The sequence below is a fragment of the Hymenobacter gummosus genome (genome assembly GCF_003970915.1).
GTDB lineage: Bacteria > Bacteroidota > Bacteroidia > Cytophagales > Hymenobacteraceae > Solirubrum > Solirubrum gummosum.
The window spans coordinates 114020-127044 of sequence record NZ_RXOF01000002.1 but is presented as its reverse complement, the minus strand read 5'-3'; the positions used below and the strand labels follow the sequence as shown (position 1 = coordinate 127044).

Genomic DNA, 13025 nt, shown 5'->3' with positions numbered 1-13025 from the left:
AAAAGCATCATCTGCGGCTGATATTACGAAACACTTCGTATCATTGCGGCTACGAACTACTTCGTACTCTTCCCCCACGGCGGCACCCGTGCCGCCGGCCCCGCTGCTGCTCCTTCCGTTTACTTGTTGCTTGCCCCGTTCCATGCCGCTTTGTCCTCGCGTTGTAGTCAGCCGGAAGCTGCTGGCTGCGTTTATGCTCAGCCTGAGCAGTAGCCCGCTCTTCGCCCAATCCGCCCCCCGAGCGGTTGTACCCTTCACGTTGAAAGACAATTGTATTTACGTGCGCTGCGCCGTGAATGCGACTGATAGCCTGACCTTTCTCTTCGACACGGGGCCGATGGCTCGGTTATCAACGGGGCCTCCGCGGTGGCGAAAACGCTGACGCGGCGCGGCACGTCCCTCAACGTGGGCTCGAACGGGAGCAACACCGTGGCCGAAAGCACGGGCAACCGGATTGCGTTCGGCGGCCTGACGAAGGCTGATGCGACGTTTACTGTTATTCCGTACGAAAATACCGCGTTTGACGGCGTTTTCGGCACGGACCTCATGGCGGGCTACGTCATCGAAATCAACTACCAGCAAAAAGAGCTGCGCTTTTACGATGGTGTTCAGCAAGTAGACCTGAACGGGTACAGCCGGCACAAGCTGCGCTTTATCAATAACTACCCCACCATTCGCTGTGCCGTAACGGCCCGGAACAAGCGCTACCCCGGCTGGTTTGGCCTTGATACCGGCGCGGATAACGTGCTGACCGTGGCCGCCCCCTTCGTCAGGCAGCACGGGCTGGTAAGCAAGCTGCCCAAGATCGGCTCGGCGGTTTCGCAGGGCTCCGACGGCTCCTCCTACGAAAACCCCATCGTCCTAGCCACGGCGCTGCACGTGGGGCAGCAGCCGTTCTACCGCCTGCCGATTGACTTGTCGCAGTCGACCGAAGGCACGGACGCCGCCGCTGACAAAGCCGGGTACTGGGGCAACAACTTCCTCAAGCGGTTCGACGCGGTGTGGGACTTTCCGAACCGCACGCTCTATCTGCGCCCCAATAACAACCTCTACACGAAGTTCTTTTAAGCCAGCTGGCAGCCGCCGACGAAGTCCGGGCCGCAGGCCTGCCCTACTGGTTTACCAACATTTCCGGCGCCCCGAAAGCCAGGCAGGCAAAACCTTCGGCCCCCGGTAACGGTAGAGGCTGACAACCCATTTGTTGCCGCTTCCATGGACTTTACCGGTAAAACCATTCTCATCGTCGGGGCCTCTTCGGGCATCGGGCTGGCCACGGCCCGGCGCCTGCACGCCGCCGGCGCCACGCTTATTACCGCCTCACGCCACCAATCGGCCGAGCTGGCGGAGCTAAACGTTCCGCACTTGCCGCTGGACGTGACGCAGTTCGACGCAGCGGCCCTGGAGGCGCTGCCGGAGCTGCTGCACGGCGTGGTGTACTGCCCGGGCTCCATCGTGCTGCGGCCATTCGAGCGGCTGGCGCCCGAGCAGTTCCGGCAGGATTTCGAGCTGAACGTGGTAGGCGCGGTGCAGGTGCTGCAGGCCGCGGCCAAGCGGCTGAAAAAGGCCGGCGGCGCCTCGGTGGTACTGTTCAGCACCGTGGCAGCCTACAACGGCATGCCCTTCCACGCCAGCATTGCCACCGCCAAGGCGGCCCTCGAAGGCCTGACCCGCTCCCTGGCTGCCGAGTACGCCGGCAATGGGGTGCGCGTCAACGCCCTGGCCCCTACCCTGACGGATACGCCCCTGGCCGCTGCGCTGCTCAACACGCCTGACAAGCAGGAAGCCGGCGCCAAGCGCCACCCGCTGCAGCGCGTGGGCCAGCCCCAGGACCTGGCCGAAACCGCCGCCTTCCTCCTCTCCGACGCCGCCTCCTTCATCACCGGCCAGATTATCCGCGTCGACGGGGGCTACTCTACTTTGAAATAGGGGTGTGAGGGTAGGAGGGTGTGAGGGTAGGAGTTATTGGGTTTGGGAGAGCAGCCGCTTAGAGGTGACGTTCGAATAACTCCTACCCTCACACCCTCCTACCCTCTTAAACTCACTAACTCCTACCCTCACACCCTCTTACCCTCTTACCCTATGTCTGTTGCCCTGTTCTGGCACCGGCGCGACCTGCGCCTGCACGACAACGCCGGCCTGGCGGCGGCCCTGCAGAGCGGGCTGCCCGTCGTGCCGCTGTTCATCTACGACACCGACATTCTCGACCACGTGCCCCGGCCGCGGGATGCGCGCCTCACCTTCATTCACGAGCAGGTGGAACGGCTGGCCGGGCTGACAGAAGCAGCCGGCGGTACTTTCCTGGCTTGTTACGGCCGCCCGGCGGAGGTTTTCCGGCAGTTGCAGGAGCAATTCGACGTGGCCGCCGTGTACACCAACGAGGACTACGAGCCCTACGCCCGCCGCCGCGACGCCGAGGTGGAGCAGCTGTGTCAGCAGCGCGGCATCGGCTTTCGGGCGCTGAAAGACCAAGTGGTGTTTGCCCGGCAGGAAGTGCTGACCAAAACCGGCACCCCGCACCGCGCCTTCGGCCCCTACCGTGACGCCTGGCTGGCCGCCCTGCGTCCCGAGCAGCTGCAGGCTTACCCCTCGGCCGAGCTGCTGCCGGGCCGGCTGCACCGCCTGCCCGCGGCCCCGGCCCGGCCCACGCTGGCGCAGATGGGCTTCGAGCCCTACGCGCAATTCGTGCCCGCCGCCGAGCTGCCGGCCGAGCAGCTGGTGCGCGGCTACCACGATACCCGCGACCAGCTGGGCCTCATCGACAGCAGCACGCGCCGCTCGGTGCACCTGCGCTTCGGCACGCTGAGCGTGCGGGAGCTGATGCGGCAGGCCCAGGCGCTGAACCCCAAGCTGCTGCACGAGCTGATCTGGCGCGACTACTTTATGATGCTGCTCTGGCACTACCCCCAGCTGCCCGAGCAAAGCTTCGAGCCGCGGCTGCGCGGGGTGCCTTTCCGCCACGACGAAGCGGACTTCCAGCGCTGGTGCGCGGGCCAGACCGGCTACCCGCTCATCGACGCGGGGATGCGGGAGCTGAACCAGACGGGCTACCTCCCCAACCGGGCCCGCATTGCGGCGGCCAGCTTCCTGGTCAAGCACCTGCTCATCGACTGGCGCTGGGGTGAGCGGTACTTCGCCGATAAGCTGCTCGACTACGACCTGGCCCTGAACGTGGGCAACTGGCAGTGGGTGGCCGGCACCGGCGTGGTGGCCGCGCCCTGGTTTCGGGTATTCAGCCCCGCTTCGCAGCTCGATAAGTTCGACCCTACCCGCGAATACGTGCGCCGCTGGCTGCCCGAGCTGGGCACCGACCAGTACCCGGCCCCAATGGTGGACCACAAATGGGCCCGGGAGCGGGCCATCAGCACCTACCGGGCGGCCTACCAGGCGGGGCAGGGCTGAGGCCCTGTGTGAGCATTTTTCGTCCTTTATCTGGCGTACGCAACGCGAAGGACCTTACCACGCGTGAATGACAATCGTTGAACAACGACTCGTTCACGCGTGGTAAGGTCCTTCGCTACGCTCAGGATGACATTTTACAATCGTGTTGCTACTTCTGCAGCACCTTGATGCTGAGGCGGCGGTTTTGGGCGCGGCCCTCCTGCGTAAGGTTGGGCGCAATGCCGTAGCGCGGGCCGTAGCCGCGGGCATCCATGCGGCTGGCGGGCACGCCCAACTCTACCAGCGTGGCCCAGGCGGTGCGGGCGCGGGCTTCGCTAAGCTGCTTGTTGACTTTGTAGGTGCCGGTGCTGTCGGTATAGCCCCCGATTTTGACGCGCACTTTGGGGAAGGCCTGCAGCATGGTGGCCACGTTGCGCAGCTGGTTTTTGGATTCCTGGGTGAGCGTGGCCTTGCCCGGCTCGAAGAACACCCGGTCGAAGTTCAGCCAGCCCTTGGTCAGGTCCACCGTGTCGACGTGCTGCTGGGCATCGGTGATGAAGCGGTGCAGCAGGCTCTCGGTGGAGTTGATGCCCACGCCCTGAATCTGCCGGCCGTCGGGCAGCTTGAGGGTGGTCGGGGCGCCGGTTTCGTAGACGTAGTTGCCGGTTTTGGCGTCGTAGTGGCCGGGCACCACGGGCGCGGCGCCTTTGGTAGCCGCGGCCGGCGTGTAGGGCCGGCGGGGGGTAAAGCGGCGGTTGTCGACGATGGGCGGCTCGTCGGCGGCGGCGCGGCGCGGGGAGGCAGCGCTGCTAGCCGTAGCAGTAGCCGGGGCGGCCGAGGCTGGGGCAGCCGTAGCGGCGCCGGGGGCGGGCGTTGGCAGCGGGGCGGACGCGGCAGCCGCCGTGGAGGCAACCGGGGCGGGCGTCGGGGCCGGCGGCGGGGTGGAGGCAGCGGCGGCCGGGGTGCGGCGGGCGTCTTTCTTTTTCGCAGCGGCGGCCGGCACAGCGGCAGCTTCGGCCGGAATGCGGCTCAGCGTGAAGGAAAGGTTGGAGGGCTTATCGGCCAGCAGGAAAATGTCGTTGGCGACCTGGGCGCGGTAACCGGCCTGGCTGACCTGCACCATGTAGGGCCCGCCGGTAAACAGGTTCGGCACGGTGAACTTGCCGGCGGCATCGGTGGCTACGGCCCGCCGGATGCCCGACGGAATGTGCACCACCGTCACGGTGGCCTTGTTGGCGCCCTGGTTATCGGTGGCCTGTACGGTGCCGCTCATGCTCACGTTGGCCGTCTGGGCCGGCGTACTGATTGGACGTAGCCAGCACAGCACGGCTAAGAATAAAAGGTAAAGGCGTTTCATGCAAGTAGGTGGTGGAAGCGGGATAGTCAAGCAAAACTACCATAAATTATCAATTACATACAAAGTAACCAGAGGGTTTCTTGCAATATTTTTTTGCGGTAGAATTTGACGAGCATTTTGCCTGCCTCCTACCCCGGTAACCAATTGGTTTGCAAACCGGTTGTAGTAGGGTCATGGAAAAAGACCGCATCAAACAGGCGTATCTCGACTACGTGCTGCGCCACAACGAGCCGCCGGCTTCGGTGTACCTGCTGGCCCAGCAGCTGAATCTGCCCGAGGCCGAGTTCTACCGCTACTACCCCAACTTCGCCGCCATCGACCGGGAAATCTGGGCCGACTTCGGGCGGCAGGCCCGCACCCAGGCCAGCCAGGAGCCGGTGTGGCAGGAGTACGGCGCCCGCGAAAAGCTGCTGGGCTTTTACTTCACCCTGCTCGAAATCCTCAAGCAGAACCGCAGCTATGCCCTGCAGTCGTTGCGCCGCTCCCTGCGCGGCATGCCCGCCCTCACGCCCCGGGTGCTCGACGACTTCCGCCAGGACTTCGAAACCTTCGTGGCCGACTTGCTGCGCGAGGGGCGCCTGAGCGAGGAAGTGGCCCCGCGGCCCCTGCTGCAGGAGCAGTACCCGCGCGCCTTTTGGCAGCAGGCCCTGTTCGTGCTCGGCTTCTTCGCCCGCGACGAGTCCCTGAACTTCGAGCGCACCGACGCGGCCGTGGAAAAGGCCGTGACCCTGAGCTTCGACCTGGTGGGCCGCAATACCTTCGACTCGGCCCTGGATCTGGCCCGTTTCCTGTTCCAATCGAGCCGGCGCTAAATGAGCGAGCAAACCGATAACCCGGGCCCGAGCCAGCCGGAGCCGGCCCCGCTGGCTTCCTTGCCCACCAGCAAGGTGGCGCGGGCGGCCCGCTTCGCCAAGACCGGGCTGAAGGTGGGTGCCAACTACGTGAAGCACTACGCCAAGCGCGCCGCCGGGGCCGACGTGACGCCCGAGGACCTGCACGCGGCCAACGCGGCCGAGCTGTACGGGGCGCTGAGCGAGATGAAAGGCTCGGTGCTGAAAGTGGCCCAGATGCTGGCCATGGAAAAGAACATCCTGCCCGCCGCCTACGCCGAGCAGTTTGCCCAAGCCCAGTACCAGACGCCCCCGCTGTCGGGCCCGCTGGTGAGCAAGGCCTTCCGCGACGCCTTCGGTAAGTCACCCTACGAGCTGTTCGACGAGTTTGACCCCCAGGCCCGGCAGGCGGCCAGCATCGGGCAGGTGCACTTCGCCCGCAAAGACGGCCGGGCGCTGGCCGTAAAGGTGCAGTACCCCGGCGTGGCCGACAGCATCCGCTCCGATATCCGGCTGGTGAAGCCCATTGCCCTGCGCGTGCTGGGCCTCGACGAAGCCGCCGTGCGCCCCTACATGCAGGAGGTGGAAACGCGCCTGCTCGAAGAAACCGACTACGCCCTGGAACTGCGGCGCGGGGAGCAGATTGCCCGCGAATCGGCCCACCTGCCGCACCTGGAGTTTCCGCGCTACTACCCCGAGCTGTCGGCGGCGCGCATCCTCACCATGGACTGGCTGCCCGGCCAGCACCTGAAGGAGTTTCTGGCCACCGACCCGCCCCAGGCCGTGCGCAACCAGCTCGGGCAGACGCTCTGGGACTTCTACATGCACCAGCTGCACGCGCTGCGCCAGGTGCACGCCGACCCGCACCCCGGCAACTTCCTGCTGCGCGCCGAACACGGCGGCACGGTGGGCGTGCTCGATTTCGGCTGCGTGAAGGAAGTGCCCGCCGACGTGCACCAGCTCTTCACCGCCCTGCTGGCCCCCGATACCCTGGCCGACGAAGCCCGCCTGCTGGCGCTGCTGGAACAAGCCGGCGTGCTGCGCCCCACTGATGCGCCCCCGCTGCGCCAGCTCTACCTGCGCACCCTGCACGACTCTTTGAGCCTGGTAGGCCGCCCCTTCCGCCAGCCCGTCTTCGACTTCGGCGCCCCGGCTTATATGGAGTCGCTTTACGCGCTGGGCGACAACCTGATGCAGCAGCCCGAGCTGCGCCAGCAGCGGGAACCCCGCGGTTCGGAGCACTTCATCTACCTGAACCGCACCTACGTGGGCCTCTACGCGCTGCTCACCGAGTTGCGGGCCTCGGTGCGCACCGGGGCGGCGGAAGCATAACCCAACCAGCCGGATGTAGCGACGCAACCTTGCATCTCGTCGCCGAACGATTAACGCCTTAGTCGCGCGGACGACGAGACGCAAGATTGCGTCTCTGCAGCGGGCTGGAATTTGCGGCTCAGGTTTGCCAATCGTCGGGACTCTTCGCGAACCTTCAGGAAGACTTTCCGAACCTTCGGCAGGTCTTAGCCAACCTTCCGGAAGGCTTCCCGAGGGTTCGGGCAGTCTTTGCTAACCCTCCGGAAGACTTCCCGAGGGTTTGGGAAGTCTTCGGAAACCCTCGGGAAGCCCAAACGAACCTTCGGGAAGTCTTTGCTAACCCTCGGCAGGTCTTCCCGAACCCTCCGGAAGCCTTTCCTAACCCTCGGAAAGTCTTCCCGAACGTCCGGGAAGCCCAAACGGACCTTCCCGCAGCCGCTTCCTGGCGGCCTTGGGCCCTGGCGCAACCTAGCGGGGCCGGATTTCGATTCAGGCACAAAGCCCACACCTCAGCTCCTTATTCCATGCGACACCTTTTCCTCTTCCTGGCGGCCCTGCTGCTGACGACCAGCACCTTCGCCCAGAAAGCGGCGCCTTCCTGCTGCGCCAAGCCCGCCCCCGACGCCCTGGTGGCCTTTGCCTCCCTGGCCGCCGACCCCAGCTTTATGAGCGGGCACGACTCCCCGCTGCCGCTGAGCTACCAGGAAGCCGGTAAGCTCATCTCTTACCCCACCCCCGACAGCAGCACCGCCGGCGCCTACCAGGCCGGCCCCGGCACCCCGGGCGGCAAGTATCTCTTCGTGATTCACGAGTGGTGGGGCATGAACGACTACATCAAGCGCGAAGCCGACCGGCTGGCCGCCCAGCTGCCCGGCGTGACGGTGCTGGCCCTCGACCTCTACGACGGCAAGCTGGCCACCGACGCGCAGGAAGCCAGCCGCCTGGTGCAGGCCGTGGATAACAACCGCGCTAAGAACATCATCCGCGGGGCCATTGCCCGGGCCGGGGCCAAGGCCCAGATTGCCACCCTGGGCTGGTGCTTCGGCGGGGGTTGGTCGTTGCAGGCCGCCATGCTGGCCGGCAAGCAGGCCGTGGGCTGCGTGATGTACTACGGCATGCCCGAGAAGGACGTGGCCAAGCTCAGAACCCTCAATACCGACGTGCTGGGTTTGTTTGCCACCCAGGACGAGGGCATCAGCCCGGCCGTGGTCAAGCAGTTTCAGGCCGACATGAAAAAGGCCGGCAAGACGCTGACCGTGCACAATTTCAACGCCGTGCACGCCTTTGCCAACCCCTCCAACCCCAAGTACGACGCCAAAGCTGCCACCCAGGCCAACACCATTGCCCTGAACTACCTGCTGAAAAAGTTCAAGCTCAAAGCCTGAACCTGCCTTCCCTGCTTGCCCGTCGGCCCCGAAAAACCAGGTTTTTCGGGGCCGACGGCTTTTAGCGCCCTTGTCCGAAGAGCCGGGCAGCGGCTTGGGGAAAGTGGCCGGGTAGCGAAATGACTGCCCCGCGGCCCCGTCGACAGCCGCGCGGTTGCTGCCGACCGCACGCAGGTTCTGCTTGGCCAAGCGTAGCTGACTCGGGCGCGAAGACAACCATAGCACGGCAACAGCCACCCGGGGCGCGGCGGGTTTGACTTGTAGCAATGCTCTTGGATTTACAATAGATTCTTCACTCTTAATTCATATATATATCTGCTAAACCAGTTATTTGCTCCCCTGGTCTTGCCAGCGTGACCTGGGCCGCCGACCGGGCGGCCAGGCGGGCTGACCTGCAATGCCCGGTGCATTCGGCCTTGTTTCACCTCCCTTTTCCTTGCTCTATGCCTACCTCTACCCGCTTATTGGTTCGGTTGCTTGGTTTGTTGCTCCTGACGGGGCTGGCGGTGGGAGGAGCCCGGGCGCAGCGGCCCGGTGGCCCGCGCCTCTGGGACCCGGCCGCGCACAATCCGCAGTACCAGGCCCAGAAACAGCAGCGGGCCCGGCAGCTGCAGGCGCTGCGCCGCCCGCAGCCGCTGAGCCCCGTTCCCGGCCGCGTGCTGACGCCCACGGCCCGGCCGGCCTGCTTCGAGCCCTTCGATACCACTGCAACCGGCTGGCAGCAGCTCGCCCGCAACGACGACAGCTCCTTCGGGCCCATCAGCCTGGGCTGGGACTTCTCCCTGTTCGGCACCAACTACCGCGAGGTGTACGTCAACAACAACGGCAACATCACCTTCGATGACCCGCTCAACTCCTTTAACGCCCAGGGCTTTCCCATCAGCACTCCGATGATTGCCGCCTTCTGGGCCGACGTGGATACGCGGGCCATGGGCAGCGGCACGGTGTGGTACCGCGTGTACCCCGACCGGCTGGTGGTGGTGTGGAACCGCGTGGGCTACTTCGACTCCCACGCCGACAAGAAAAATACCTTTCAGCTGGTCATCCGGGCCAACACCGCCCCCGGTTTCGTGGGCGACGACGTGCAGATTTCCTACGACGACATGCAGTGGACCACCGGCGACTTTTCCGGGGGCACCAACGGCTTCGACGGTACGCCGGCCACCGTGGGCGCCAACCGGGGCAACAACGTGGACTACATCCAGACGGGCCGTTTCAACCTCAACAGCAGCCTGGCGCCCAACGGCGCCTTCGCCGGCGACCCGGGCGGCATCGACTGGCTGGACGGGCTGTGCCTGGGCTACCAGGTGCGCGGCAACGCCAACGGCAACAACGTGCCGCCCGCCGTGGCCGGCCTGCCCGCCGGCAACACCATCACCGTGGAGCAGGGCGAGACGCGGGCGGTAACGCTGCAGTTTTCGGGCCCCGAACCCAACGAAACGGTTACCGTCGCCGCCAACCTGGGCACGCTCTGCAACGCCACCGCCCCGACGGCCGGCAACGGCAGCCCCAACCCCACCACCACCTTCACCATCACGGGCAGCGCCTGCAACGTGGGCACCCGCACCATCCGCTTCACGGCCACCGACAACGGCCTGCCCGCCCCCGCCCAGAACATCTTTGATCTGCAGGTCGTTGTGAACCCGGCGGTGCCGGGCGGCACCTGGACGGGCAGCGTGAGTACGGCCTGGGCCACGGCCGGCAACTGGAGCAACAACGCCGTGCCCGGCCCCACCGACGACGTGCTGATTCCGGCCGCCGCCGTGCGCATGCCCGTGCTCAGCAGCAGCGCCGCCGCCAACGCCCTGACGGTGGAATCGGGCGCTTCGCTGAGCCTAGCCAGCGGGGGCAGCCTGCGCCTGAACGGCAACCTGACCAACAACGGCAGCCTGAGCGGGGCGGGCACGCTGCTCACGGCCGGCAGCACCACCCAGAGCTTCGGGGGCAGCCAGGGCCTGCGCATCGGCAACCTGACGGTGGGCGCCGCCGGCCTGCAGCTGAGCACCGCCGTGAGCGTGGAGCGGCTGCTGGCGCTTAACGGCAACCTGAGCAGCAACGGCAACCTGCGGCTGCTCAGCACCGCCAGCGGCACGGCTATGGTGGTCAATAACGGGGCGGCCGTGGTGACGGGCGACGCCACCGTGCAGCGCTACCTCGACCCGAGCCTGAACCCCGGCCCCGGCTACCGCCACCTCGCCGCCCCGGTCAGCAACACCACCCTGGCCGATCTGGCCACTGGCAGCTTCGTGCCGGTGGTAAATCCGGCCTACAACTCGGCCCCCAACCCCGGCGCCGTGACGCCCTTTCCCAACGTCTTCGCCTACAATCAGAGCCTGGTGGCCGCCACCAGCGCAGGCAGCGGAGCCGATTTCGACAAGGGCTGGGTGTCGCCGGCCAGCCTGGCGGAGGCCATGGTGCCCGGCCGGGGCTACACCGTGAACCTGGCCGCCGGGCAGACGCTCGACTTCGTGGGCCCGCTGGGCAACGGGGCCGTGACGCTGACCGGGCTGGACCGCGGCAGCGTGGGGGCGGCGGGCTGGCACCTAGTCGGCAACCCCTACCCCGCCCCCATTAGCTGGAGTCAGGCATTTCTGAGTTCCAGCGGCCTCGACAACGCAGTGCACGTGTACAAATCGAGCGGACCGTATACCGGCGCTTACGCCAGCTTCGTCAACGGCGTGGGCACCAACGGCGGCTCCGACCTGATTCCCTTGGGCCAGGCCTTTTTCGTGCGGACTTCGGCCCCGGGTACCCCGGCCAGCCTGAACCTGAGCAACGCCGTGCGCGCCACTACCTACGTCGACGGGGCGGTGCAGCGCCCGGCCAGCACCGAAACCCGGCCGCTGCTACTGCTGAGCCTGAGCGGTCGGGGCGTCAGCGACCAGGTAGCCGTGTACTTTGAGGCCGGTGCCACGGCCGGCTTCGACCCTGGCTTCGATGCGCCCAAGCTCACGGCCGGCCACGGCGTGCTGCTGGGCCTAACCAACCTGCCCGCCGCACTGGCCATCAACGGCCTGCCCCCGCTGGCCTCGGCCCCCGTGACGGTGCCGCTGACGGTGCGCGTAAGCCAGGCCGGCTCCTACACCCTGCGCACTGAGGAGCTGTTGAACCTGTCCGCCGGCACCACGGTGCAGCTGCTCGACGGCCAGACCGGCACCATTACGCAACTGGCCCCGCACAGCAGCTACACCTTCACCGCCGACGCCAGCCTGACCGGCCCGCGCTTTTCCCTGGTCTTCAACCCCACCCGCCCAACGACCACGGCCCCCGGCCAGTTGAGCGAGCAGGTGCTCATCTTTCCCAACCCGGCCCACGAGCAGCTCTGGCTGCAGCTACCCGCCAGCCCGCAGCCGGTAACCGTAGTGCTCTACAACGCCCTCGGCCAGCAGGTACTGCATCAGACGCTCCCGCCCCCGCGCGGCACGCTCGCCCAGGTTCTGCGGCTCGGTCCGCTGGCCGGCGGAGTGTACTCGCTGCGCGTGACCTTACTCGCCGGCCAGGTCACCAAACGCCTCATCCTCGAATAGCGCCTCCCAGGGGCGAATCCCAGCAAAAAAGCCTGCACCGTGGCGTGGTGCAGGCTTTTTCGTCTTCAGAGGGAAGTCGCGGCGACTTTAGCGGCTGGCACTCAGCTTGCAGCCGGCGGCAACTCATTGGTTTAGGTCAGGTGGCTGCGGGCCGCGGGGGCTGGGCCAACTTAGCCGCGGGGCTGCTGGCGCCGTGGTCGGGGCACGGGTACTAGCAGCGGCTCGGGCAGGGGCTCCGGGTCGGGCGGGGTGGCGGGCGTGTGGGCGGTGAGGCGCACCACCAGCTCGGCCGTCACGTCGGAAAGCTGCGTCCAGTCGGGCAGCACGAAATAGTGGTCCTGAAACCCGTCGCGCACCAGCGGCGCGGCCATGGCGGCGGCCACGTCCAGCGGGCGGCGCGGGGCGTCGTCGGCGAGGCAGCGGTGCAGCTCGGCGGCCGACGACAGCAGGGCCGCTCCGTACACGCGCAGGCCGTCGGCCTCCTGCAGCACCCCAAACTCGGCGGTGAAGCAGAACAGGCGCACCAGCTGCTCCACGGCGTGCTCGTCGTCGAGGTGGTGGCGGGCTATCTGCCCGAAGTGCTCCAGCCACGCGGCCCACTCCGGGTCGGTAAGCATGGGCAGGTGGGCAAAGGCGTCGTGGAAGAGGTCGGGGCCGTTGATGTAGTCGAAGTAGCGCATGGAGCGAATCCAGCGCGTGACGGGGAAGCGCCGCTCGGCCAGCAGGGCCAGGAAGGTCCGGTCGTCGACGCGGCCGGGGGCGGGCACCACGTCCCAGCCGCTGAGGCGGCGCAGGCGCTGCCCCAGCACTTCCAGGTCGGGGGCGGCGTCGCGGCTGAGTCCGAGCCGGGCCAGGCCAGCGGCAAAGGGGGCCGCCGCCCGGCGGTGGAGCAGGGCCGTCTGACGGTCGAAGAGCACTTTCCACACGAGGTGGTCTTCGGCGGTGAGCTGCGGGGCGTTCATAGCTAGGCAGAAAAAAAGCCCGGCCTCCGAGTTGGGGAGCCGGGCTTGGTTGGTTCAGTTCAAGAAGTTCAGCTGCGGGGGCTTCATTTCCAGACGGTGCGCAACGGCTCGGCTCCGGCCCGTTTCATGGGGCGGACGCACAGCATAAAGGCGCAATTAATGACCTGGAGGTTCAGCATGACGATTACAAAAGTAGCAGGAATATCCTGCGGTGCAAGTATTCCTGGGTTCGAGCCAAAAAAATTAATTATGAATATCCGATACATCTTCGGTTG

9 protein-coding genes are annotated in these 13025 nt (G+C 66.4%); 7 read left to right on the top strand and 2 right to left on the bottom strand.

All coding sequences use genetic code 11. The features are described 5' to 3' along the window. The first annotated feature begins 366 nt into the window (after window positions 1-366). From EJV47_RS03830 to EJV47_RS03820, 3 genes are all read left to right on the top strand, one after another. A complete protein-coding gene (locus EJV47_RS03830) occupies window positions 367-1068 on the top strand; it encodes a hypothetical protein (protein WP_126691822.1) in 702 nt (233 codons plus the stop codon). A 144-nt stretch (window positions 1069-1212) separates the two neighbouring features. Beyond that, window positions 1213-1926, top strand: a complete 714-nt coding sequence (locus EJV47_RS03825; protein WP_126691821.1) for an SDR family NAD(P)-dependent oxidoreductase — start codon at window positions 1213-1215, stop codon at window positions 1924-1926. A 153-nt stretch (window positions 1927-2079) separates the two neighbouring features. Beyond that, window positions 2080-3399, top strand: coding sequence for a cryptochrome/photolyase family protein (locus EJV47_RS03820; RefSeq protein ID WP_126691820.1), 1320 nt, complete (start codon window positions 2080-2082; stop codon window positions 3397-3399). A 148-nt stretch (window positions 3400-3547) separates the two neighbouring features. Here the strand turns inward: EJV47_RS03820 and EJV47_RS03815 are convergent, their stop codons facing one another. Further along, entirely contained in the window at window positions 3548-4735 is a 1188-nt protein-coding gene (locus tag EJV47_RS03815; protein ID WP_126691819.1) for an OmpA family protein, read from the bottom strand. Between the two features lie 173 nt (window positions 4736-4908). On the opposite strand from EJV47_RS03815, the gene EJV47_RS03810 reads away from it, so the two are divergent. The 4 genes from EJV47_RS03810 to EJV47_RS03795 all read left to right on the top strand — a co-directional run bounded on the left by EJV47_RS03810 (window position 4909) and on the right by EJV47_RS03795 (window position 11788). Beyond that, window positions 4909-5547: a TetR/AcrR family transcriptional regulator gene (locus EJV47_RS03810; RefSeq protein WP_126691818.1), complete on the top strand. Its 639-nt coding sequence runs from the start codon at window positions 4909-4911 to the stop codon at window positions 5545-5547. Beyond that, a complete protein-coding gene (locus EJV47_RS03805; RefSeq protein WP_126691817.1) occupies window positions 5548-6897 on the top strand; it encodes an ABC1 kinase family protein in 1350 nt (449 codons plus the stop codon). 503 nt (window positions 6898-7400) lie between these two features. Then, window positions 7401-8261, top strand: a complete 861-nt coding sequence (locus EJV47_RS03800) for a dienelactone hydrolase family protein (protein WP_126691816.1) — start codon at window positions 7401-7403, stop codon at window positions 8259-8261. Window positions 8262-8704: 443 nt separating this feature from the next. After that, a complete protein-coding gene (locus EJV47_RS03795) occupies window positions 8705-11788 on the top strand; it encodes a nidogen-like domain-containing protein (protein WP_126691815.1) in 3084 nt (1027 codons plus the stop codon). 170 nt (window positions 11789-11958) lie between these two features. Here EJV47_RS03795 and EJV47_RS03790 read toward each other — a convergent pair whose 3' ends face one another. Then, window positions 11959-12750: a phenylalanine-4-hydroxylase gene (locus tag EJV47_RS03790; RefSeq protein WP_126691814.1), complete on the bottom strand. Its 792-nt coding sequence runs from the start codon at window positions 12748-12750 to the stop codon at window positions 11959-11961. Window positions 12751-13025 lie beyond the last annotated feature (275 nt).